This is a genomic window from Xylanibacter sp., from assembly GCF_057607445.1.
In genome coordinates this window covers 26071-49822 of sequence record NZ_DBLZAX010000018.1, presented here as the reverse complement: position 1 = coordinate 49822, position 23752 = coordinate 26071, and the positions used below count along the sequence as shown (strand labels likewise).

20 protein-coding genes are annotated in these 23752 nt (G+C 37.1%); 17 read left to right on the top strand and 3 right to left on the bottom strand.

Features of this window, described 5'->3' with window-relative positions:
• Positions 1–34 precede the first annotated feature (34 nt).
• The gene (ispE, locus tag ACZMIG_RS12595) at positions 35–862 is read right to left on the bottom strand and encodes a 4-(cytidine 5'-diphospho)-2-C-methyl-D-erythritol kinase (protein ID WP_487889649.1); all 828 of its coding nucleotides are present in this window, start codon (positions 860–862) and stop codon (positions 35–37) included.
• Between the two features lie 104 nt (positions 863–966).
• Here ispE and dnaB point away from each other — a divergent pair, with 104 nt between their 5' ends.
• Entirely contained in the window at positions 967–2460 is a 1494-nt protein-coding gene (gene dnaB / locus ACZMIG_RS12590; protein WP_125104149.1) for a replicative DNA helicase, read from the top strand.
• A 151-nt stretch (positions 2461–2611) separates the two neighbouring features.
• Positions 2612–3673 (top strand): 3-isopropylmalate dehydrogenase, encoded by a 1062-nt coding sequence (leuB, locus tag ACZMIG_RS12585; protein ID WP_021854271.1) that lies wholly within the window; start codon positions 2612–2614, stop codon positions 3671–3673.
• Between the two features lie 399 nt (positions 3674–4072).
• Here leuB and ACZMIG_RS12580 read toward each other — a convergent pair whose 3' ends face one another.
• A complete protein-coding gene (locus tag ACZMIG_RS12580; protein ID WP_487889648.1) occupies positions 4073–6709 on the bottom strand; it encodes a valine--tRNA ligase in 2637 nt (878 codons plus the stop codon).
• A 105-nt stretch (positions 6710–6814) separates the two neighbouring features.
• Between ACZMIG_RS12580 and mazG the strand changes: the two genes are divergently transcribed.
• The 8 genes from mazG to ACZMIG_RS12540 all read left to right on the top strand — a co-directional run bounded on the left by mazG (position 6815) and on the right by ACZMIG_RS12540 (position 12487).
• Positions 6815–7609 (top strand): nucleoside triphosphate pyrophosphohydrolase, encoded by a 795-nt coding sequence (gene mazG, locus ACZMIG_RS12575; protein WP_487889654.1) that lies wholly within the window; start codon positions 6815–6817, stop codon positions 7607–7609.
• 7 nt (positions 7610–7616) lie between these two features.
• The gene (locus ACZMIG_RS12570; protein WP_021854275.1) at positions 7617–8174 is read left to right on the top strand and encodes a lipocalin-like domain-containing protein; all 558 of its coding nucleotides are present in this window, start codon (positions 7617–7619) and stop codon (positions 8172–8174) included.
• Between the two features lie 30 nt (positions 8175–8204).
• A complete protein-coding gene (locus ACZMIG_RS12565; RefSeq protein WP_021854276.1) occupies positions 8205–9119 on the top strand; it encodes a ribonuclease Z in 915 nt (304 codons plus the stop codon).
• 74 nt (positions 9120–9193) lie between these two features.
• Positions 9194–9505: a T9SS type A sorting domain-containing protein gene (locus tag ACZMIG_RS12560; protein ID WP_021854277.1), complete on the top strand. Its 312-nt coding sequence runs from the start codon at positions 9194–9196 to the stop codon at positions 9503–9505.
• A gap of 139 nt (positions 9506–9644) precedes the next feature.
• Positions 9645–11048 (top strand): L,D-transpeptidase family protein, encoded by a 1404-nt coding sequence (locus ACZMIG_RS12555; protein ID WP_303054129.1) that lies wholly within the window; start codon positions 9645–9647, stop codon positions 11046–11048.
• 1 nt (position 11049) lies between these two features.
• Positions 11050–11595: an RNA polymerase sigma factor gene (locus tag ACZMIG_RS12550; RefSeq protein WP_287602035.1), complete on the top strand. Its 546-nt coding sequence runs from the start codon at positions 11050–11052 to the stop codon at positions 11593–11595.
• 72 nt (positions 11596–11667) lie between these two features.
• Positions 11668–12036, top strand: coding sequence for a hypothetical protein (locus tag ACZMIG_RS12545; RefSeq protein ID WP_021854280.1), 369 nt, complete (start codon positions 11668–11670; stop codon positions 12034–12036).
• Between the two features lie 10 nt (positions 12037–12046).
• A complete protein-coding gene (locus tag ACZMIG_RS12540) occupies positions 12047–12487 on the top strand; it encodes a hypothetical protein (protein WP_239684896.1) in 441 nt (146 codons plus the stop codon).
• A gap of 324 nt (positions 12488–12811) precedes the next feature.
• Here the strand turns inward: ACZMIG_RS12540 and ACZMIG_RS12535 are convergent, their stop codons facing one another.
• Positions 12812–14497 (bottom strand): glycoside hydrolase family 10-like protein, encoded by a 1686-nt coding sequence (locus tag ACZMIG_RS12535; RefSeq protein ID WP_487889647.1) that lies wholly within the window; start codon positions 14495–14497, stop codon positions 12812–12814.
• Between the two features lie 199 nt (positions 14498–14696).
• On the opposite strand from ACZMIG_RS12535, the gene ACZMIG_RS12530 reads away from it, so the two are divergent.
• The 7 genes from ACZMIG_RS12530 to atpD all read left to right on the top strand — a co-directional run bounded on the left by ACZMIG_RS12530 (position 14697) and on the right by atpD (position 23748).
• Entirely contained in the window at positions 14697–15182 is a 486-nt protein-coding gene (locus ACZMIG_RS12530) for an outer membrane beta-barrel protein (RefSeq protein WP_053398334.1), read from the top strand.
• Between the two features lie 23 nt (positions 15183–15205).
• Positions 15206–16054, top strand: coding sequence for a carboxylating nicotinate-nucleotide diphosphorylase (gene nadC / locus ACZMIG_RS12525; RefSeq protein ID WP_021854284.1), 849 nt, complete (start codon positions 15206–15208; stop codon positions 16052–16054).
• A 121-nt stretch (positions 16055–16175) separates the two neighbouring features.
• Complete coding sequence (locus tag ACZMIG_RS12520; RefSeq protein ID WP_302698271.1) at positions 16176–17813, top strand: M23 family metallopeptidase; 1638 nt, start codon at positions 16176–16178, stop codon at positions 17811–17813.
• 14 nt (positions 17814–17827) lie between these two features.
• Positions 17828–19468 carry a C69 family dipeptidase gene (locus tag ACZMIG_RS12515; protein WP_302698272.1) on the top strand — a complete coding sequence of 547 codons (1641 nt, stop codon included), beginning with the start codon at positions 17828–17830 and terminating at the stop codon, positions 19466–19468.
• Between the two features lie 210 nt (positions 19469–19678).
• Positions 19679–21076 carry an SLC13 family permease gene (locus ACZMIG_RS12510; protein WP_288951009.1) on the top strand — a complete coding sequence of 466 codons (1398 nt, stop codon included), beginning with the start codon at positions 19679–19681 and terminating at the stop codon, positions 21074–21076.
• 18 nt (positions 21077–21094) lie between these two features.
• The gene (gene pfkA, locus ACZMIG_RS12505) at positions 21095–22072 is read left to right on the top strand and encodes a 6-phosphofructokinase (protein WP_021854288.1); all 978 of its coding nucleotides are present in this window, start codon (positions 21095–21097) and stop codon (positions 22070–22072) included.
• A 146-nt stretch (positions 22073–22218) separates the two neighbouring features.
• Positions 22219–23748: a F0F1 ATP synthase subunit beta gene (gene atpD / locus ACZMIG_RS12500; RefSeq protein WP_021854289.1), complete on the top strand. Its 1530-nt coding sequence runs from the start codon at positions 22219–22221 to the stop codon at positions 23746–23748.
• The last annotated feature ends 4 nt before the right edge of the window (positions 23749–23752 follow it).

Below are 23752 nucleotides of genomic sequence, written 5' to 3'. Positions count from 1 at the left end.
TGTGGTGAAAGCAAAATCTTGGACTATTTCAATATTAAACAATGTGTGTGTAACAATCTTCAAATATGCGATCAAGATTTCCTATCTCTTTTTCAAATATACCGAATAAAGCACTTCCACTTCCCGTCATTGAAGCGTAAATAGCGCCTAAATCATATAGCCTGTTTTTAATTCTACCTATTTCTGGATGTATAGTGCAGATGCTATTTTCAAAATCGTTTATCAGTTCTTCTTTCCATGTTTCTATCGGCTGTGCTACGATTTCTTTGCAGCATTTTATTGGCTGTTTAACTATGATGTTTGAAAAAGCCTCTTTCGTACTTATCATTACGGGAGGTTTTACAATCGCAATTTTATATTTGCTCAAATTGATGTCTATAGGTGTCAATATCTCTCCGATGCCCGTTGCGTATGATGGCTGTGGATTTATGAAAAAAGGGCAGTCTGCACCTAATTTAGATGCAAAAGATTGCATGTCTTTTATTGACATTTTCAGGTTAAACATCTCGTTTAACATTTTTATTGTATACGCACAATCAGACGAACCTCCACCCATGCCGGCTTGCGTTGGAATATTTTTGGTAAGGGTTACATTGACATTTGGAATTTGTGGATAGTATTTCTTTAGAATATTATAAGCTTTAACAATTAAGTTTTGTTGTAAATCGCCTTCTATATTAATCCCTTTTATACTTAAAGAACATTGGTACTTTGTGATTTCTTTATCAAGTACAGGTTCAATACATATCTCGTCATTTAGATTTATTGGATAAAACACTGTTTCTAGATTATGATATCCGTCAGGCCTTTTGCTGACAATATTAAGGCCTAAATTTATTTTTGCACATGGTCGTTGAATCATAGTCATTTTTATTTTTGTTTGTAAAGGTAACTATTTAAATTGAATTTAATAGTCTTAAACCGAAGATTTATTTGTAATTTTGCGCAAATTATTATGTAAATATTATGCCTGAAAATAAGAAAACCCGTAAAGTAAATAATAATAGCATCCATATGCAGCCTCAGGCTGTTGATATAGAAAAGATGGTCCTTGGAGCCTTGATGGTTGATAAGGATGCCTTTTCCGTTGTTAGTGAGATTTTGCATCCCGAAACTTTTTACGAACCGCGTAGTCAGAAAATATACAAGGCTATTCAAACTCTAAGTTTGAATGAAGATCCTGTGGATATTATGACTGTTGTTGAAGAATTGAAGCGCGAGGGAACTCTAGATGACATTGGTGGAGCTGGCTATATATTGGAGTTAAGTGAACGTGTGGCATCATCTGCACATATTGAATATCATGCTAAGATTTTAGCACAAAAATATTTGGCTCGGCAATTAATTTCCTTTGCGAGTGTAATCGAGACAAAGGCCTTTGATGAAACTGTAGATGTAGATGAGCTTATGCAGGAGGCTGAGGGTTCACTATTTGAACTGTCACAAAAAAACATGAGGCAGGATTATACCCAAATAGATCCTGTAGTAAAACAGGCTGTCGAAATCTTGCAAAAAGCTGCAGCAAACAAAGGTGGATTAACGGGTATTCCTACTGGGTATGCCAAATTAGATGATTATACATCCGGATGGCAAAGAAGCGATTTGGTTATTATAGCTGGTCGTCCGGCTATGGGTAAAACCTCATTTGCATTATCTTTGGCAAAAAATATTGCTGTTGATTACGATACGCCTATAGCATTCTTTTCATTGGAAATGAACAATGTTCAGCTGGTTAACCGTCTGATATCTAATGTATGTGAGATTGAAGGTAAGAAAATACTTAATGGACAGCTGGATGATGAAGAATGGAAACGACTTGATAAGAACGTAAGAAAACTTCAGGCTGCGCCGATTTATATTGACGACACTCCGGGTATGTCTATTTTTGAATTAAGAACAAAGGCAAGACGTCTAGTAAGAGAAAAAGGAGTGCAAGTAATAATGATAGACTATTTGCAGCTTATGAATGCCAACGGAGCACGTTTTGGAAGCAGACAGGAAGAGGTGTCAACCATCAGCCGCTCATTGAAGGGACTTGCAAAGGAGTTGGACATTCCTGTATTGGCTTTGTCTCAGTTGAACCGTACTGTAGAAGGACGTGAAGGTATAGACGGAAAGCGGCCTCAACTCAGTGACTTGCGTGAGTCTGGTGCGATTGAGCAGGATGCCGATATGGTGCTGTTTGTTCACCGACCGGAATATTACAGAATTTTTACTGATGAAAAAGGAAACGATCTTCACGGAAAGGCTCAGATTATTATAGCTAAACACCGTAAAGGTGGTACAGGGGATGTGTTGTTGAATTTCCGTGGAGAGTTTACGCGTTTTGAGAATCCAACAGATTCTGATAAGTCGCCAATCGGTGGAGGAGAGATTATTGGTTCGAAGATTAATGGAGATGATTTGGGCCCGTCGCCGTATATTGGTGATATTCCAGATAACGGTCCATTACCATTTTAGATGTTATAATGTATGAAATTATAATTAGAATATAATAATGGCGCATCTGTAAGCAGAATGTTTAAAGTGGAATAATGGGAATATTGTAATTTATATGATCGAATAGGTGTTTTTATGAAGTGATAAAGAATAAACCATTAAATAAATAATCATGAATCTTAAAATAGCTGTTCTTCCTGGTGATGGTATCGGACCGGAAATTATTAAGCAGGGTGTTGATGTCATAGATGCCATTGCTGAAAAATTCAGACATAAAATAGAGTATCAAGAGGCTATATGTGGAGCACATGCGATAGATTTGGTCGGTGACCCATTTCCTGATGATACGTTTAATATATGCAAGTGGGCTGATGCGGTGTTGTTTGCTGCTGTAGGTGACCCTCGTTTTGATAATGATCCTAGGGCTAAAGTTCGTCCTGAGCAGGGCCTGTTAGCTATGCGTAAAAAGTTGGGACTTTTTGCAAATGTTAGGCCCGTACAAACATTTGAGTGTCTGTTGCATAAATCTCCATTGAAAGATGAGATAATAAAAAATGCAGATTTTATATGTATAAGAGAGCTTACCGGTGGCATGTATTTTGGTGAAAAATATCAGGATGATGAAAAGGCGTATGATACAAATTATTATACACGTCCGGAAGTAGAACGTATTTTAAGGGTAGCATATCAATATGCGATTAAGCGCAAACACCATGTTACTGTTGTTGACAAAGCAAACGTGCTGGCTTCAAGCAGACTTTGGCGTCAAGTTGCTAAAGAAATTGAAAAAGAATACCCGGATGTTATAACTGATTATATGTTTGTGGACAATGCTTCTATGCGTATGATTGTAGAACCAACCTTCTTTGATGTAATCGTTACGGAAAATACTTTTGGAGATATCCTCACAGATGAGGGTAGCTGTATTTCTGGAAGTATGGGCTTGCTGCCATCAGCTTCTACAGGAGAAGGCACTCCGGTCTTCGAACCTGTACATGGATCATGGCCGCAGGCTGCAGGCAAAAACATCGCTAATCCTCTGGCTCAGATTTTATCAGTGGCTATGCTTTTTGAGTATTTTGGTCTGAAAGATGAGGGATTGCTTATACGTAAGGCCGTTGATGCTTCACTTGACGCCAATGTACGTACTCCTGAAATCCAGGTAGAAGGAGGTGAATTTTATGGCACGAGAGAAGTAGGAGAGTGGATCGTTGACTATATAAATAAAGCGTAATAATGTTTGTGAAGTAAATAATGTCATGACGAATGAGCGTCCGCATTATTTTGCCAATAAATATTCAAAAGTATATATTGGTGCTTTAAATACATATAGTCATGATTGATGTACTTTGAATATTATTCTGAATATCAGCGTGTTATACACTTGCGCCATGCAAGGTCGTTACGGCTGTTGCAAAATACGGCATATCAGGTAGTAAAAGGGCACATATTGCAAAGTAAAAGCGTATGTTTTGCATTGCAATATGTGCCCTTTCGTAATTGCTCTGTTTTTGTTTCAAGGTTCACTTTATGGTAAAGTGATTTACAGCCTTGTTGCGCTTGTGGCAATTGAAACCAATACCATTAAAATAAAAACCAGAAATACTCTTGAGCATTTCTGGTTTTATTTATATTACTTGTTTTTTAATTTAGCAAGTGATTCTTTCAACATTGCTATCTTTTCTTCAGAGTCATGCTGTTTCTTTCTTTCTAATGCTACAACAGCTTCAGGGGCATGAGCAACAAATTTTTCGTTTGAAAGCTTTTTCATTACACCTGCAAGGAAACCTTCCAGATGCTTTAGTTGTGCTTCCTGCTTTTCAATCTCTGCTTCAACATCAATAAGATCACCTACAGGTACTGCATATTCATCAGTGCCGACCATAAACTGTATTGTATCGGCAGACTTGCCCTCCGCAATATTTATGGACTTTAAGTTTGCCATCTTTATTGTAATATCGTCATATGCGGCATATTTATTTTCACCGATAGCCTGCAGTTCAAGTTCCTCTTTGGGTGATATGTTCTTTTGATTTCTTATTGTTCTGATGTTACTGATTATCTGTTTAACATTTTCAATGTCTGCTACCAGATTCTCATCTTCTTTTGTTGAGGCCGGAATTGACAGACAATCACGCATAATGCTTTCACCTTCTTTGCGTTCATATATATGCTGCCATAATTCTTCTGTTATGAACGGCATGAACGGATGTAGCATCTTCAAAAGCTCATTAAAGAACTTCAGCGTCATGTCGTATGTATTGCGGTCGATAGGTGTGCCGTAGTTAGGCTTTATCATCTCGAGATACCAACTTGAGAACTCATCCCAGAAGAGACGGTAAACGGCCATTAATGCCTCAGATATGCGATATTTTTTAAACAGGTCATTTACTTCGTCGTTAGTGATTTTAAGTTTGGCCTCAAACCATTTTACGGCAGTCTTGTTTGATGTGGGCTGTTCTGCATCTGAAACTTCCCATCCCTTAATCAGACGGAATGCGTTCCATATCTTATTATTGAAGTTTCTTCCCTGTTCACATAGACTCTCATCGAAGAGAATGTCGTTGCCGGCAGGTGCTGACAACATCATTCCCATACGAACGCCATCGGCTCCGAACTTGTCGATAAGTTCTATAGGGTCAGGGCTGTTACCTAAACTCTTGCTCATTTTACGGCCAAGCTTGTCACGTACAATACCTGTGAAGTACACATGCTTAAACGGGAATGTTCCTTTATATTCATATCCGGCCATTATCATGCGAGCAACCCAGAAGAAGATGATATCTGGTGCGGTAACAAGATCTGAAGTAGGATAATAATATTTTATTTCTTCGTTGTCAGGATCGTTGATGCCGTTGAAAACGGATATGGGCCACAGCCATGATGAGAACCATGTGTCAAGGCAGTCCTCATCCTGTTTCAGGTCATCTATGGTCAGATCGTTGTTGCCGCTTTTTTCCTTGGCCATAGTAAGTGCTTCCTCCGGAGTTTCTGCAACAACAAATCCGCCATTGTTAGGTAGGTAATATGCCGGAATGCGATGTCCCCACCATAGCTGGCGGCTTATGCACCAGTCTTTAATGTTTTCAATCCAATGGCGATAAATGTTCTTATATTTTGCCGGATAGAATTTAATTTCATCATTCATAACCGGTGGAAGTGCCATGTCAGCAAAGTGTTGCATTTTCAGGAACCACTGTGTTGAGAGTTTTGGCTCTATTGGTACATTAGTTCTTTCAGAGAAGCCAACTTTGTTGTTATAGTCTTCAACCTTTTCAAGCAGATCGGCTTCTTTAAGATCTTTTTCAATTTGAGCTCTGACATCCATTCTGTCCATGCCGACATACAGACCGGCTGCTTCAGATATTGTTCCGTTATCGTTAAAGATATCGATCGATTCCAAATTGTGTTTCAGACCTAATGCATGGTCATTTATGTCGTGTGCCGGTGTAACTTTCAGACAACCTGTTCCAAATTCTATATCAACATAGCTGTCTTCGATGACTGGTATCTGACGATTTACTAAAGGAACGATTACGTGTTTTCCTTTTAACCATGTGTTTTTCGGGTCGTCAGGGTTTATGCACATAGCTGTATCGCCCATGATTGTTTCAGGACGTGTAGTTGCAACAATGGCATATTTTTCAGGTTCTTCAACAACCTTGTATCTAAGGTAATACAGTTTGCTGTGTTCGTCCTTATAAATAACTTCCTCGTCGCTAAGGGCGGTCTGGGCTTTAGGATCCCAGTTCACCATTCGTACTCCACGATAGATAAGTCCTTTGTTATACAAATCGCAGAATACCTTTATCACTCCTTTGGAGCGTTTTTCGTCCATGGTGAATGCTGTTCTGTCCCAATCGCAGCTTGCACCAAGTTTTCTTAACTGCTTTAAGATTATTCCACCGTGCTCATTTGTCCAGTCCCATGCATGCTTAAGAAAATCGTCGCGTGTCAAGTCGGTCTTCTTTATACCTTCCTGTGCCAACTTGTTTACAACTTTTGCTTCTGTAGCAATAGATGCATGGTCTGTTCCTGGCACCCAGCAGGCATTTTTGCCTTCCATTCTGGCACGTCTTACCAAAATGTCCTGAATAGTATTGTTGAGCATGTGTCCCATATGGAGCACTCCCGTTACATTAGGTGGAGGAATAACTATGGTGTAAGGCTCTCTTCCGTCAGGTTTACTGCTGAAAAGCTTATTGTCAAGCCAATATTGATACCATTTTGACTCTACATCTTTTGGGTCGTACTTACTTGCAAGTTCCATTTCTTATCTTATTTTTATTTATTTTGCCTAATTCAATAAAAAACGTTGCAAATGTACAAAATATTCGTGGAAAATATCTACATTTGCATAACTAAAATACATATTATGCATACAAAGGAAGAAAAACTTGAAGCATTTGGACGTTTATTGGATGTACTTGATACGTTACGCGAAAAATGTCCGTGGGATAAAAAGCAAACAAATGAGAGCCTTAGGCCAAATACGATAGAAGAGGTGTTTGAATTGTGTGACGCCTTGATGAAAGACGACAAGAAAAATATATGCAAAGAACTTGGAGATGTCTTTATGCATGTTTGTTTTTATGCACTTATAGGCAGCGAGACAGGAGATTTTGACATTGCTGATGTATGTAACATGCAGGCTGATAAGCTTATTTTCAGACATCCGCATGTCTATGGTAATGTGAAAGCTGATACAGTAGATAAGGTTTTGGAGAACTGGGAACAGATAAAATTAAAGGAAAAGGATGGTAATAAGGGTGTTCTTTCCGGTGTGCCGGCTGCACTGCCTTCACTTATTAAAGCTTATCGCATACAGGATAAAGCTCGTAATGTCGGTTTTGACTGGCAAGATAAGGGCGATGTCTGGGCTAAAGTGAGAGAAGAACTTTCTGAGCTTGAAGCAGAATTGCGTAAGGATGATAATGAAGCTTCTGAAAAAGAGTTGGGTGATTTCTTGTTTAGTGTCATAAATGCAGCACGTCTTTATCATTTAAATCCTGATACGGCTCTTGAACATACAAATCAGAAGTTTATCAGACGTTTTAACTATATAGAAAATCATTCTATAAAAGTTGGTAAGCCATTGACAGAGATGACTTTGGCTGAAATGGATGAACTATGGAATGAAGCTAAAAAAGAAGAAAAAACGAATAAATAATACAATTATGAGTAAACTTAGTTTGGCTTTCTTGTTGTGCTGCATTGTAGCGATAGGATGTGACAATAAAAAAAATGCAAAGGCTGTAGTTGAGAATGTTTCTGATAACGAAATAGCAGACACTACCGTGTATGGCAAATGTGGTGAAGGTACTGCAATGCACACACTTGAACTGATTACAGATAAGGGAGACACCTTGACATATACATTGGAGGGACTTGATACGTGCTCAAACGTTCAAGGAGGATTGTTTGTTGGTGACCGGCTGGCAGTGATCTCGGGTCCGAAAAGTGAGGAAGGACTTTTTGCAGAAAAGGTAATTAACCTTACGTCTCTATTGGGTAAATGGGTCAGCCTTGACAAGAGTTTTGAAATTTGTGAGGGCGGGGTCGTTGAAGGTAGTATGAAGGAGCCGAAGCCGTATACAGAATGGAAGATATTAAATGGTAAGCTGATTTTATCGTCAGATACATTTGACATCTATTCTTTGGGTGCAGATTCACTTTATCTGGAGAATACAGAAGGAATCTATGGCTATAAACGTCTGTCGAAAGAGGCTAAATAGTTTGTGTATCTTGTGTAATATATAAAATACATGCAGCCATTTAAAGTCTATATATTAGGATGCGGCAGTGCTTTGCCTACGTTGAAGCATAATGCTTCTTCGCAGGTTGTTCTTGTCCGTGATAAGATGTTTATGGTTGATTGTGGTGAAGGAACACAAGTGCAATTAAGGCGTTCACGTATTAATTTCAATAAACTTTCTGCCATCTTTATAAGTCATCTGCACGGAGATCATTGTTTCGGTCTTATCGGCCTGATTTCTACGCTGGGTATGCTTGGCCGTATAAGTCCTTTGCATGTGTTTGCGCCTAAAGACTTTTTCCCTATATTGCAGCAGCAACTGGACCTGTTCTGTAATGGATTGGAATATGAAGTTGTATTTCATGTGGTAGATACGAAGCGTAATGATGTGATATATGAGGATAAAAGTCTTACGGTTAGCTCTATACCTCTAGAACATCGTGTTGCGTGTTGCGGATATTTATTCCGTGAGAAACCGACCTTACCGCATATAAGACGCGATATGATAGACTTTTATGGCATACCTGAATGCCAGCGTAATAACATAAAAAATGGGGCAGACTGGATTACTGCTGACGGCGACGTAATTCCAAATTCTTATCTTACCTTCCCTGCGGATCCGCCAAGATCATATGCGTATTGTTCTGACACCAGATACATGCCGGAACTATACAGGATGGTGGAAAATGTGGATTTGCTGTATCATGAGGCAACTTATTGTAGTGAAAACGAGAATAGGGCAAAGTTATATTATCATAGTACAGCAAGACAGGCGGCCATGGTGGCATTGAAGGCAAAGGTTAAAAGACTTGTTGTCGGACATTTTTCTGCGCGCTATGAAAATGAAGATGTTATTCTAAAGGAAGCTCAAGAACTCTTCCCGAATACAGATTTAGCGAATGAAATGGCTGTTTTTGATGTGTAAGTAAAAAAAAACGTATAATATTTTGTTATATCGTAAAAATATTTTATCTTTGCGGTAATAAAAAAGAAGCTTTTATGTTAAGAAACTTACTTTTTATTCTGTCTGCAGTGTTGCTGTTGTCTGTCGCAACTCCTTCTGTTGCCAATTCCAATTCGGCAATAGAGATAATTGATGTTGAAAGTCAGAGCGTTTCAATCTCTGTTAATTCATCGTCAATTCGCGTTGTTGGAGCCAATGGGCAGATGTTGTATATATACAATGTTGCCGGAGTAAAAATAATGTCCATAAAAGTTGATGGTTCAGATAGATATTACGATTTGAATTTGCCTAAAGGCTGTTATATTGTTAAAGTTGGTAAAGTCGTAAGGAAGATTTCGGTTAAGTAGTATTTTGTCTGTTTTGTTAAAGTTATTTTACCTTATACTTTTGTGTCTGCTCGTGTCATCTTGTCATGACGCGACAAATAATCATGACAAAAATATTAATTTAGATACATTTTCAGATTTACGGGATGAAAAGTATTCTTTGGACATAGTTGATATACGTGAACATATATCCAAAATTGCAAGTGAAGACGGAGTCGCATTGCCCATGGATGGGTTTGTAAATAAATATTATAAAGAGCAACAACCGTTTTTGTGGATAAACCGTTATGGTATATATGACCGTGCAGATACTCTTTTGAGTCTTCTTAAGGGCATTGATTATTATGGATTGAGCAAAGACGCTTTTCGTGTCTCTAAAATAGAAAAGGATCTTTACTTGGCACGTAGTTTAGACATAGAGTCTTCAAATGATAATCTAAACCGAATTTTGGCTCGTTTAGAGTATAACCTGACAAAAGCCTTTTTAAGATATTCTGCAGGACAGTATTTTGGCTTTGTTAATCCTGATTATTTATATAATAGTTTGGAAGAGTATCAGGCGGATTCTTTGACAACACGATTCAGACAATTGTGTGATTTAAAAGTATTACGCCCGGACAAAAAATTCTATTTTAGAGCCATCAGCCATATTTTGAATGACAGTGTAGCTGAGTTCTGGCATACAACCCTTCCTAAAGGACGTTTGGTCGGTAAGTTGTTGAAAGAGTTAGATAATCCGAATTTAACCAAATCTGAACGGTTAAGAATATTGTGTAATATTGAACGGTGTCGATGGCGTTTGCGTGGAATGCCTAATACAGATTTGCACAATAAATATATAGTTGTGAATATACCTTCATTTGAATTATACGCTTTTGATGGTGAAAAATCGCAAACAATGAAGGTATGTTGTGGCGAGATTAATTTCAAGACTCCGATACTTACCAGCTGGATTAAGCGCATGGATGTAAATCCGCAATGGATTGTTCCTAAAAGCATTTCCAAAGGATTTTTGCATAATTATTCTTATATGCATAAAATGGGGATGTTTGTTTTGGACAGAGAAAAGGGTAAGTTGGCTCCTGAGCAGGTCTCATATGATAGAATAATGTCAAATGATCAATATATTGTTCAGGCTGGAGGTAAAAAGAACTCTTTAGGGCGTATTATTTTCAGATTTGATAATAATTTTTCCGTCTTTCTTCATGACACCTCTGCACCATGGGCGTTCAAGCGCACCCAAAGAGCTGTGAGCCATGGTTGTGTTAGAGTAGAGCGTCCTCTGGAACTGGCTTTATTCTTATTAGGCGAACGTGCAGAGGAGATGGAAGACAGATTACAGTATTCAATGTCTGTTGATTTCATTAATGATGTAGATTCGTTGAAGAAGAGAAATATAGACAGAAAACGTCTCGTAAATACTTTGAATGTAAATCCGCCAATACCATTATATATTACCTATTATACTGTTTATGATGGCATTTGTGGACAATTATGCTATTATGATGATGTTTATGGCTATGACGATGTCCTGATAGAGAAATTGTCTCCGTTTATTGAATAATATGGCATTAAGTGAAGATTTAATATGCAGGATGCTGGCCTCTGAAACTACAAGGCGTAAAGCTTTTGATGCAATCGTAAAGTTATATGGTGAACGATTGTATTGGAAGATACGTTATATTGTTCTATGTCATGAAGACGCTAATGATGTGTTGCAAAATACGTTTCTTAAAGCATGGAATAATATTGATTCTTTTCATAATAAATCAAAGTTATTTACGTGGCTGTGCAGTATTGCCATAAATGAGGCTTTAGATTATTTGCGCAAAAATAAAAATAATTCAACTATAGATATTTCAGAGTCACCGTCGGTTTCAAAGACTCTTATGGCTGATGAGTATTTTGATGGTGATGAGGCACATGCATTATTGTTAGAGGCTGTTGCGACATTGCCTGATGTACAGAGGACGGTTTTCAATTTGAAATATTTCGATAATATGAAATATAGTGAAATCAGTGAAATTCTCAACACCTCAGAAGGCGCGTTGAAGGCCTCGTATCATATTGCAGTAAAAAAGATTTCGGATTATTTTCATCTACATGAATGACTTTTTTTGACAGGCAATTAAACTTTTAATGGGAAGTTCCGTCATAGAATAAAAGAATAATAATTATTTATTATGAAAGAAGAACAATTGCTTAAACAAAAATTTGGCAGCCAGCGGCCATTCAAAGTTCCTGAAGGCTATTTTGATTCTTTGGAGAAGAGTCTGATGCAGAACGTGGTTGAGCCAGCCGTACCTAATAAGCGCCCTGCAATAAAAGCGTTTATGCGTCCATTGAAGTGGGCCGCATGTTTTGCTGCGGTTCTTCTAGTTTCCGGAACAATATATTTTAATAGTTTAGAAAAAGAATCTTATCAGAATCACGCAGACAATATATCAGAAAATATGTCATCTTCAGTTTATGCTGATTATATTTTAGACGAAATTTCAGATTATGCCATGCTTGATAATGATGACATTTATTCTTATGTGGAAAATGAATGATAATAATAAAATGAGAAGATTTATAATTTGTTTATTCTTTATATTAGCATTTAATATATCAGATGCACAGAATAAGAATAGACATTTTACACCAGAACGTTTTCAAGCAGAATTAGAGCAGTATATCACACGAAAGGCGGGCTTGTCTCCAAAAGAGGCTTCAGAATTCTTTCCGCTTTATTCGGAGATGTTACGTAAGCAGCGGTCAATTCATGATGAACTTAAAAAGTTAAAACGAATAAAGCCGACAACGGATGCTGAATGCAAAAAGAATCTTATGAAGCGTGATAAGTGTGAAATTGAAATAAAACAACTTCAGAAAACTTATCATGAAAAATTTATGCAGATATTACCTGCGGGCAAAGTCTATGACATTGTGAAAGCAGAAGAGCGTTTCCATCGGCAGATCTTTAAACGAGCTGCAGATAAAATGAGGCATAAGAAAAAGTGATAATAACGAAACTTTGTTGTGTAGTTTTATATATTATCCAATAATAATATTGTTGTTTGTCTGATTATAAATATAACTTGATGATTTTATATTTCTTGTGGTAATGTTATAATAAATATAATTAATTTAATGTCGAATTATAGACTTATAAACCCATTGGTTTCATTAATGAAAATCAATGGGTTTTTAGTTATAACTCAATGAGTTTTTGCATAAAACTCATTGAGTTATTTTAAATGAATATTTGATGTTAAAATTTTTACTGACCACGCTTTTGTGGAACAAACAAAAGCGTATAGGAATAAACAACATCCATTCGAAGTGTTATCTTTTAATCATAAAGTATCCTAATCTATGTGCTATGTCTTTTTTATTTAATGATAATAGAATGTAACACCCATTCTCAAGATTGCTTATATCTGCATATTTGCCTTTGTATGGATGTATTGAAATTATATTACCTGCCAGACTTTTTACTATAACGTATTCGCTATCTAAGGTTTTCCCTTTGTCTGGTAATAAAAGTTTCTTGCCGTCATTTTTAATAAATTTGTCTGTGATTGCAGATTTGTCAGACTGTTTTTGCTGTGTGGGAATGCTTTCATTGCCATAACGGTCTATACTAGTAACCGCATAAAAGAGGTCGCATTTTGAGTCTGTTTCAATTGCAATATAGTTATCTTTTATCCTTGTCGCCAAGATGTTCCTGCTGTCATTTATATCAACAGGATATTTCTTACTGACGTAAACATTATACATAATGCCGCCATAATTGTTATCTGTTTTATCCCATGTTATAATTTCATTTTTATCTGTAACTTTTACAGATAAATTTTGTGGTGATTGTGGCATTGGAGCTTTTGCCCATTCCATTGGAGGAGTTAAGGCTGGATATAGATTAAATTCATCTTTTGTGAATGAATACAGCCCTTTGGTATTATCATAAAAGAATTTGTTCCTAAAGAAGGCATAGCCCATGCCATGACTTCTCGTAACATACATTTGACGCTTAATCTCATCTATATTCCAATTACCTTCGGAGGTATCTAGAAAATAAATGCCCAATCCGGGTATTATTGTCCTGTTATTGCAATTTTCTTTCCAGTCTATGGCAAAAGGATAGAATTGATTTCCGCGAAAGTACATCATGGGGTAAAGCTGATCCATTAGGCCTTGTTTGATCCAGCTTTGTGCATCCTGGCATCCTTTTTTATATGCATTCCATCCACGGCTGGAATATCTGGTGAGATCATCGTATTTGCCAATTGGAGCACAGCTTAGTTTCACCCATGGTTTTGTACTTTTGACTTTGTTGTAAATCTCTTTTACAATGTTTGTAATATTTTTTCTTGCTTTAGAAAGTGGTATCTCCAATTTCCATTTTTCGGGATATCTTATATAATCAAGATGTATTCCGTCTATATCGTAATTGTCGGAGATTTCTTTACAAATATCTGATATATATTGAGCAGCCAAAATATTTGAAGGGTCTATAAATCCTTCTCCACCGTTTTTGATTACTAAGTTGGGATATTTATTGCGCAATGTTCTACAGCCTATTCCGTTCCATTTTCCTACAGGAATTGTAACTATCCATGCATGCAGTTCCATACCTCTTTTATGGCATTCTGCTATTGCAAATCCTAACGGATCATATCCGGGGGATTTGCCAGGAAAGCCGGAACAGCATCCGTCCCAAGGCTCTATGGATGAAGGATAAATAACCGTGCCTCTTATTCTTGTCTGGAATAATATAGTATTAATATTTGCCTTTTTCAGCTTGTCAAGTATGTCAATTAATTCTTTCTTTTGCTTTTTTATTGATGTTTCCGTTTGCGCATAGCTGTGTGGCCAGTCAAGTCCGCCTATTGTTGTAAGCCACACGGCCCTGACCTCGTATTTGGGATGTTGCCTGAAAACAAAGCTTTGGGAATTGCATGTTTCTGAAAAGCATATAAATAACAATATGATTACTATATTGAGGAATGATTGCTTGATTGAAATTTTCATTTGATATTTGTAAATCGATTATGATGCAAAGTTATATTATTTTTTTTGTTTTTCAAATTAAATATGTACTTTTGCATATGATAGGGAATAATGAAAATGATAAAAACATACATTTGTATGAAAGTAAAATTTTATATAGTGTTTTATATCAGTTCATTAATTCTATATTCGTTGATACTAAAAAATAAACAATGTATATATGAAAAAAATTGTAATGTTGATAGCCTTTATGGCGTTTGCTCTTTCTGGATATTCTCAGTTTGAGCAAGGTAAGTATTATGTTGGTGCATCTCTTACAGGACTGGATCTTAGTTATAGCGGAGCAGAAAATTTTAATATCGGTCTTGATTTAAAAGGTGGATATCTTTTGGCTGACGACTGGATGATAACAGCTCAGGCTGGTATACAGCATAGTGGAAATGATGATGTCGCAAATTCTTATTCTATAGGCATTGGAGGACGCTATTATATAGTTCAAAATGGATTGTATCTTGGTGTTAATGCAAAATTGATACATGCAAATCATAATTACAACGATTTGATGCCGGGTATAGAAGTCGGATATGCATTCTTCTTAAATAGAACAGTAACGATTGAACCTGCCGTATATTACGACCAGTCGTTTAAGAATCACTCTGATTTTTCTAAAATCGGTTTACGTATAGGCGTAGGTGTTTATTTATAGAACTTTGAATAAAATTTTTTAATATGTATTCAGTTGATGAATTAGAAGACAGACTTATTGATCTGTCTTTTGCCGAGGATATCGGTGATGGTGACCACACTACATTGTGTTGTATTCCGGAAAGTGCCATGGGTAAGTCACATTTGCTTATTAAGGAGGATGGTATTCTGGCAGGTGTGGAAGTGGCAAAAAGGGTATTTGCAAGATTTGATCCTTCTCTTGAGGTGCAAGTGCTTATCGAAGATGGCTCTCATGTAAAGAAGGGCGATATTGCAATGATTGTGTCTGGAAAGGTACGATCTTTGTTGCAAACAGAACGTCTCATGCTGAACATAATGCAAAGAATGAGCGGTATAGCAACAACCACAAATAAGTATGTTGAGTTGCTTAAAGGAACAAAAACACATGTCTTGGATACAAGAAAAACAACTCCTGGTATGCGTATGCTCGAAAAGCAGGCTGTGAAGATAGGTGGAGGAGTGAATCACCGTATAGGATTGTTTGACATGATTCTTCTGAAGGATAATCACGTAGATTTTGCCGGTGGAATAAATAACGCAATAGACAGATGTCATGATTATTTGAAAGCAAATTCGCTTGATTTAAAAATTGAGATAGAAGTACGTAATTTTGACGAATTGCAGCAAGTGCTTGATCATGGCGGTATAGACAGAATCATGTTGGATAATTTTTCTGTAGATGATACGCGTAAAGCTGTTAAAATGATAAATGGAAAATATGAGACGGAATCAAGTGGAGGTATTACTTTTGATACGATAAGAAGTTATGCTGAATGCGGTGTCGATTTCGTTTCTGTCGGGGCATTGACCCATTCTGTTAAGTGTCTTGATATGAGCTTTAAAGCTTGTTAATAGATTAATTATATTTACATACTGATAAACGTTCTCTTTTGACCCTAATAGTGCATTCTATAGAACGTCTTTCAGTATGTAAATATGTTTATAATTTGTTTTTAAACTTTGTTTTTAGAAAATGTTTAGTTTGTTTTCATCTTTGATTCTTGCTGCAATTACGAGTTTTGGTTCTCCCGTGAATTATCCAATTTCATTGGCCGGCAACTTTGGTGAGCCGCGTCCAAATCACTTTCATGGCGGAATAGACATCAGAACAGAGCAGGTTGAAGGCAAACCGATATTTTCTGTAGCTGATGGTTATGTTAGTAGAATAACTGTTGGGCTTGATGGCTTTGGATATGCAGTTTATGTGAACCATCCTGGTGGTAAGACAAGTGTATATTGTCATTTAAAAAAGTTTATACCGCAGCTTGGTGCTATTGTGCAGAAATGGCAATATCTAAACCAAAGCTATTTTGTTGATGTGAGATTAAAGCCTACAGACTTTCCTGTTGCCAGAGGACAACTTATTGCTGTTAGCGGAAATTCCGGAGCAAGTCGTGCTCCGCATTTGCATCTTGAATTTCATGATACAAAAACATGGAGTTATCTTGATCCATTGCAGTACTTGAAAGAGTATGTCGTAGATAAGACAAGGCCTATTGCACATGCGTTTATGGCTTATCCTATTGAAGGTAAGGGCGTTTTTTGCGGATCGGTCCAAAAGCAGTCTTATGGTTTTGCATCTTCTTCGTTGTCGCGTGTATTTACAGCTTGGGGAGAGGTCGGATTTGGTATATGGGCGAATGATTACATGGAAGGTAGTTATGGAATACTTGGAATCAGGAATACCCGGTTGACCGTTGATGGAAAGTTAGTTTTTGAGAGTGACATAGACAGCATACCGGTTCGTTGTAATAGGATGGTTAACTCTTGGGGGGATTATGATCACTATTGCCGGACGCATGTATGGTATATGAAGTCGTTTAAGGAACCGGGAAATAGCTTGCCGATACTTCATGCTTTGAATAATAGTGGAATAATAAATATTGATCAGGAGCGTGATTATAAATTTGTTTATACAATATCTGATGTTTTTGGTAATTCTTACGATTATTCTTTTGTTGTAAAAGGTGTAAAACAGCAGATTCCCAAAAAGAGAAAACCGGATTTGATAAATTTGATGAGTTATGAAAGATTTAATCATCTGCAACGTCCGGGGGTAAGCTTGTTACTTCCAAAAGGGACCTTGCCTGATAATGTTGAATTGCACCCTAATGTAAAGTTTCAACCAGAATCATTATCAGACTCATGGCGATTCTATAATAAATCATATCCTATCTTTGGATGGGCAACAATAAAGATTAAATTGAATAAACCTGTTAAAGATACGGATAAGTTATACGTCGTAAGTCATTTTGGCATAGATAAATACATGGGTGGAACTTATAAGGATGGCTGGGTCATAACTAAGATAAGAGAATTAGGTGCTGAGTATGAAATCTGTTACGATGATGTTCCGCCTCATGTGTCGGTATCTGGAACTTCAGGTAATATACGTGTTCAAGCATCAGACTCAGGTAGTGGATTAAAATATATTAAGGGATTTGTAGATGGTAAGTTTGTTCTTTTAGAGTACAAAGAAAAAAATAATATATATGTATGTAATTTGAAGAATGCTCCTGTCTTACGTACAGGAGGCATGCATATGCTTAAAATTATTGCTGCAGATAAACTTGATAACCAAAGAATCATAATGGAAAATTTTAAGTATTAATAATTATATCGCTTATGAAAAGGATAGTTTTAGTAGTTTTTTTGTTAGTTAGTTATTTTAGCTCTTGGGCTTGTACCAATTTTATTGTAGGCAAGAAAGCTAGTGCTGATGGATCGGTGATATGTTCTTATAACGCTGATGACTATGGATTGTTCATCGGCCTGTGTCATTATCCTGCCGGTAAACATGAGAAGGGTTCTGTACGTAAAATTTATGATTGGGATACAAATGTTTATCACGGACAGATACCTGAAGCAGAGGTAACCTATAATGTTATTGGAAACATTAATGAATATCAAGTTTCGATAGGTGAAACGACTTTTGGGGGAAGAGAGGAACTTGTTGATACAACAGGTATTTTGGATTATGGCTCTCTGATATATATAGCTTTACAGCGTTCAAAAACCGCACGAGAAGCAATAAAAGTTATGACTACATTAACCGATAAATATGGATATAGTTCCGGCGGAGAGACTTTTACAATATGTGATCCAAACGAAGCATGGATAATGGAGATGATAGGAAAGGGACCTGGACGCAAGGGGACTGTATGGGTAGCTGTTAGAATTCCTGACGATGCTATATGTGCTCATGCAAATCAGAGCCGTATTCGTACGTTTAATCAAAAGGATAAAAAGAATGTGATGTTTTCAAAAGATTGCATAACATTTGCAAGAGAAAAAGGATGGTTTAGTGGTAAAGATGCAGATTTTAGTTTTTGTGAAGCTTATGCTTATCCTGATTTTTCTGGAAGACGGTTCTGCGAGGCTCGTGTGTGGAGCTTTTTTAACCACTTCTCGACAGATATGGAACGTTATTTGCCTTATGCAGAAGGAAAAGTTAAAGATGCCGAACCGATGCCTTTGTGGATAAAGCCTAATCGCAAGGTTAGTGTTCAAGATATACAGGAATGCATGAGAGATCATTATGAAGGAACTCCGTTCTCTTTAGATAAAGACCCTGGTCAAGGTGTATGGAATATGCCTTATAGACCAACGCCTCTAACCTATAAAGTTGATGGTAAGGAATATTTTAATGAACGTCCGACGTCAACACAACAAACAGCATTTTCTTATGTTGCTCAATTAAGATCATGGCTTCCAAGACAAATCGGTGGTGTGCTTTGGTTTGGCAATGATGATGGTAATATGGTTGCTTATACGCCAGTATATTGCGGAAATACTTCACAGCCAGAGTGTTATAATACTAAAGGTGCGGATGCTGTTACATTCAGCATGAAGAATGCTTTTTGGGTTTGTAACTGGGTTAGTAATATGGTATATCCACGTTATTCATTAATGTTTGGTTCTCTAAAGTCTGTCAGGGATTCTTTAGAAACCAGTTATTTTTCGGCTCAAGCAGAAATAGAGCGCAAGGCAATGGTTTTGTATGATGAGAATCCTTCTTTAGCTATTGATTTTTTGACAGATTATAGTATAGACAAGGCTCAACAGATGATTGACAGATGGAGACAGCTTGGGACTTATCTTATTGTGAAATATAATGATATGGCAATAAAGCCAGATGAAGATGGCAGATTCATTAGAACGGAAACAGGACTTGGTGCTACAGTCGAACGTCCGGGATTTCCTGAAAATGTTGCTAGGGAGATTGTGAAAAGTTCAGGTGACAGATATGCCGTACCAGAAGAATAGTGCGTAAAAATTGAATAAGTTTTTATCAAGTGGGTCCCAATACCTGAATAGTTTTACTATTTTGTGGTATTGGGATTTTTATTGTTGCATGACATTACAATATGCCTTTTTGTATAGGTTAAAAACTAGTTAAACACGAATATTTTTTATCGTCATATTTTTGGCTTTTAATATTATTTCGTAAATTTGTAGCTGATTAATATTGTTTTTATGGCATTTGTTTTAGTCTCAATATTGTTGATAGGCTATATGCTTATCGCTACAGGATATGTCACTAATGTTAACCGAGCTGCTATTGCAATGTTTATCGGTACATTAGGGTGGGTGTTGTATATATGCTATGGAACTGATTTCGTTATGAGTCAGCATCAACAAGCTTATTATGATTTCCTTGGGGGCGCAACGTCTTCCAGTACAGCTGTAAAACAATATATAGCTCAAAACATATTTCTAAAATATGTGGGGAAAGGCGCAGAGATAGTACTTTTCTTATTTGCGACAATGTCAATTGTTGAGATTTTGAATAATAATGGATGTTTCGATTTCTTATCAGAGTTATTAAAAACGCGTAATAGCCATAAACTTTTATGGATGATGGCTATAATCACATTTGTTATTTCTGCAAATCTTGACAATTTAACAACAACAACAATGATGCTTGTTATCATGCATAAATTGTTGCCTAATCGTAGGCAGCGCATGATTTATGGCAGCGCAATTGTGCTGGCTGCCAATTGTGGTGGCGCATTAACTGTTATTGGGGATCCGAATGGTTTGATTCTGTGGAATAATGGTATTGTTACTGCAACTAATTTCTCTGCATCGTTGGCTTTACCTTGTTTAGCAGCTTGTGTCATACCGATTTATTGGCTCGGTAGAAGTTTGCCTGAGCATATAGACTTACAATATGTTGCAATGCCTTATAGAGGAGATGATACAAATCTTAATCGTTGGCAGCGTATATTGATGCTTATTGTAGGAATAGGCGGATTGTGGTTTATACCTACTTTCCATAACATTACTAAATTAAGTCCTTTTCTAGGTGCTTTGTGTGTGTTATCTGTGTTATGGATTGTAAATGAAATATTTAACCACAAGCTAATGAATGCTGATCAGATGATACAACGTCCTGTGCCAAGGGTCCTTCAGTATGGTGTTATTCAGCTTATGCTTTTTGTAATGGGAATAATGCTTGCTGTTGGAGCTATATACGAAACTGGAATAACGTCCAATTTGACACAATTTGTTGATACCAATATTCATAATGTATGGGTAATGGGCGTAATTACTGGGGTAATTAGTTGTTTCTTGGATACATTTGCTACATGTATGAGTATAATATCTCTTTACTCTGTGGGTGATATTGCTAATTTGGCATTTTCGTCAGATCCGAATTATATGTCTTCATTCGTTCAGAACGGAATATTTTGGAAAATAATTGCTTATTCCTCAGCAATGGGTGGAAATATATTGCTTATAGGTTCTGTAAGCGGATTGGCATTGATGAAAATGGAACATATACATATTGGATGGTATTTTAAAAAAGTCGGTGTAGTTGCTATGGCTGCTTGGCTGCTTGGTCTGTTTATTATGTGGATTTTGAGTTAATTCTTAAATGATATAGATATGGCTAAAATTAAAACAATAGGTGTATTGACTTCCGGCGGAGACGCTCCAGGAATGAATGCGGCAATTCGTGCTGTAACGCGTGCCGGTATATGCAAGGGATTTAAGGTAAAAGGAATTTATCGTGGATATGATGGTCTTATTAATAATGAGATTGTTGATTTTACAACAGAGAATGTCAGTGGTATAATAATGTCTGGAGGAACCATTTTGAAAACTGCACGATGTGACGAATTCAAAACTCCAGAAGGACGTAAAAAGGCATATGACAATTTGTTGAAAAATGAAATAGATGCACTTGTCGTTATAGGCGGAAATGGCTCGTTGTCCGGAGCAATGGTCTTTGCACAGGAATATGATGTATGTTGCATAGGATTACCGGGAACTATAGACAATGATTTGTATGGTACAGATTCAACAATTGGCTATGATACGACTCTAAATACAATTGTTGAATGTGTAGACAGAATAAGGGATACTGCCCAAAGTCATGAACGAATTTTTTTCATTGAAGTAATGGGACGTGATGCAGGATTCTTGGCTCAGAATAGTGCTATTGCTTCAGGTGCTGAGGCCGCAATAATACCAGAGGACTCAACGGATGTTGACCAATTGGCGAGGTTTATGGAACGAGGTATAAGAAAAAGTAAAAAAAGCTGTATTGTAATCGTTTCAGAGAGTCCAAAATGTGGAGCCTTGTATTATGCTGACAGAGTTCGTAATGAATTCCCTAATTACGATGTTAGAGTTTCAATACTTGGACATTTGCAGCGTGGAGGACGTCCGTCCGCTCATGACCGCATTCTTGCCAGTAGAACTGGGGTGGGGGCAATAGATGCTATCATTCAAGGTCAGCGTAATGTTATGATAGGCGTAAGAAATAATGAGGTCGTTTATGTCCCATTGAGTGAGGCTATAAGGTCAGATAAACCTTTTGATAAAAAATTAATTACAGTCTTAGATGAGTTGAGCATATAATAGTCTGACGTATAAGTTGTAAAAATGTCTTTATATTATGTCAATTGAACTTATTATAAAAAGTTTTTGTTCTTTTCTTTGTAAGTTATAAAACAATTGATTAATTTTGCGTTTAGAAAAATACATGAAAAATAAAGTAAATCTATATGGAACAAATAAAAGGGCATATTTCTCAGATTGTGGGTCCTGTTATTGATGTCTATTTCGATACAAGTGGCTTAGATCCGGAAAAAGTGTTGCCCAAAATTCATGATGCGTTGACAATTTCACGCGAAGATGGACGTGAACTTGTTATTGAAGTTCAGCAGCATATCGGTGAAGATACTGTTAGATGTGTTGCAATGGATAATACTGACGGTCTTAAAAGAGGATTGGAAGTAGTTTCAACAGGTCATCCAATATTGATGCCTGCAGGAGAACAGATAAAAGGACGAATGATGAATGTTATAGGCCAGCCTATAGATGGTATGAAAACTTTGGATATGAAAGGCGCATACCCTATTCATCGTGAAGCTCCTACTTTTGAGGAGTTGTCAACGCATAAAGAAATGCTTGCAACTGGTATAAAAGTTATTGATTTGCTTGAGCCTTATATGAAAGGTGGAAAAATTGGACTTTTTGGTGGAGCCGGTGTCGGTAAAACTGTCTTAATTATGGAGCTTATCAATAACATTGCAAAAGGTCATAATGGATATTCGGTGTTTGCTGGCGTTGGTGAGCGTACGCGTGAGGGTAATGACCTTATTCGTGATATGCTTGAGTCTGGCGTAATTCGATATGGTGAGAAGTTTAAAAAAGCAATGGAAGAAGGCAAGTGGGACTTGTCGTTAGTAGATCCTGAAGAATTGAAGATGTCTCAAGCAACATTGGTTTATGGACAGATGAATGAACCACCTGGAGCACGTGCTTCTGTTGCCTTGTCAGGCTTAACTGTTGCAGAGGAATTCCGCGATCATGGCGGAAAGAATGGTGAAGCAGCAGACATTATGTTCTTTATTGATAATATCTTCAGGTTTACTCAGGCTGGTTCAGAGGTGTCTGCTCTTCTTGGCCGTATGCCTTCAGCCGTAGGTTATCAGCCGACATTGGCAAGTGAAATGGGTACAATGCAGGAAAGAATTACTTCAACCAAAAATGGTAGTATTACTTCTGTACAGGCTGTTTATGTTCCTGCCGATGACTTGACTGACCCTGCACCAGCAACAACTTTTACTCATCTTGATGCTACTACAGAACTTAGTAGAAAGATTGCTGAGCTTGGAATTTATCCTGCAGTTGATCCTTTAGGTAGTACTTCGAGAATATTGGATCCGCTAATTGTTGGTAAGGAACATTACGAATGCGCACAGAGAGTGAAGGAAATCTTACAGCATTATAAAGAACTGCAAGATATTATTGCAATCCTTGGTATGGATGAACTTTCAGATGAGGATAAATTGACTGTTAATAGAGCTCGTCGTGTGCAGCGCTTCTTGTCGCAGCCTTTCACCGTTGCTGAGCAATTTACAGGTCTGCCTGGTGTGATGGTGCCAATTGAGGAGACAATTAAGGGCTTTAATGCTATATTGGATGGTGAAGTCGATGATTTACCAGAACAGGCATTCCTTAATGTTGGAACTATTGATGACGCTATTGCAAAAGGAAAGAAACTTCTTGATATTGCTAAAGGTAATTAACAAA